The organism is Arthrobacter sp. JCM 19049 (assembly GCF_001310435.1).
Genome location: NZ_BAXF01000653.1, coordinates 1 through 1,012 on the forward strand (window position 1 = coordinate 1; position 1,012 = coordinate 1,012).

The following is a 1,012-nucleotide window of genomic DNA, read 5'->3' on the forward strand; positions in this document are numbered from 1 at the left end:
CCCGCAGTGGTGCCCGGGTCGGCCAGCAGGCGTGCGGTCAGGGCGCGGTCGGCCGCGGAAATGCCGGTGCTGATCCCTTCGGCGGCATCGCAGGAGACGGTGAAGGCGGTGCCCTTGGCGTCCTGGTTGATCCCCACCATCGGGGCCAGGCGCAGCTCGTCGGCGCGGGCGGCGCCCATCGGCACGCAGATCACCCCCGAGGAGTGGCGGATGGTGAAGCCCATCAGCTCCGGGGTGGCGAACTGGGCGGCGAAGATGATGTCGCCCTCGTTCTCGCGGTCCTCATCGTCCACCACCACAACGGCCTTCCCGGCGGCCATGGCGGCCAGGGCGGTGGGGATGGAGTCGAACTCCTTCGTGCTGGTGCTCATTGGGTGATCTCCTGGAATTCGTTGAGCCGGGCGACGTACTTGGCCAGCACGTCGACCTCGACGTTGACCTCGTCGCCTACCTGGCGGGTTCCCATGGTGGTTTCGCGCAGGGTCGTGGGAATGATGCCCACCTCCACCCAGTGGGTTTCTGCGCCGGCCGGGCTCACGGCGGTGAGGGTCAGTGAGATCCCGTCCAGTGCGATGGACCCCTTTTGCGCGGTCAGCGGCGCGTACTGGGTGGGCACAGCGACGCGGAAGCTGACCCATTGCCCGTGGTCTTCGCGTGAAAGCACGCGGCCTACGGCGTCCACATGTCCCTGCACGACGTGGCCATCGAGCCGGGCCCCGGCCTTGGTGCAACGCTCCAGGTTCACGCTGGCCCCGGGTTCCAGGGCGCCGATGGTGGTGCGGCGCAGCGTTTCTCCCATCACGTCCACGCTGATTCGCGGGCCGTCGATGGCGGTGGCGGTCAGGCACACCCCGTTGATGGCGATGGATCCGCCCAGTTCGAAGTCCTGCGCGTGCCCTGGGATGTCCAGGTCCAGCACGGCGCTGTCGCTGTGCGCGTCGTGCCGCAGCCCCAGCACGGTGCCGCGGCCGCTGATGATTCCGGTAAACATTGAAAACTCCTTGTGGTGGTG

2 protein-coding genes are annotated in these 1,012 nt (G+C 68.2%); both read right to left on the reverse strand.

Annotated features, from left to right (window positions below; genetic code table 11):
• Positions 1–371 (reverse strand): 3,4-dihydroxy-2-butanone-4-phosphate synthase (locus JCM19049_RS15270; RefSeq protein ID WP_279403353.1); only part of this gene is annotated, 371 nt, incomplete at its 3' end.
• A partial coding sequence (locus JCM19049_RS15275; protein WP_306420828.1) for a riboflavin synthase occupies positions 368–1,012 on the reverse strand: 645 nt, incomplete at its 5' end. The genes JCM19049_RS15275 and JCM19049_RS15270, both read right to left, overlap by 4 nt.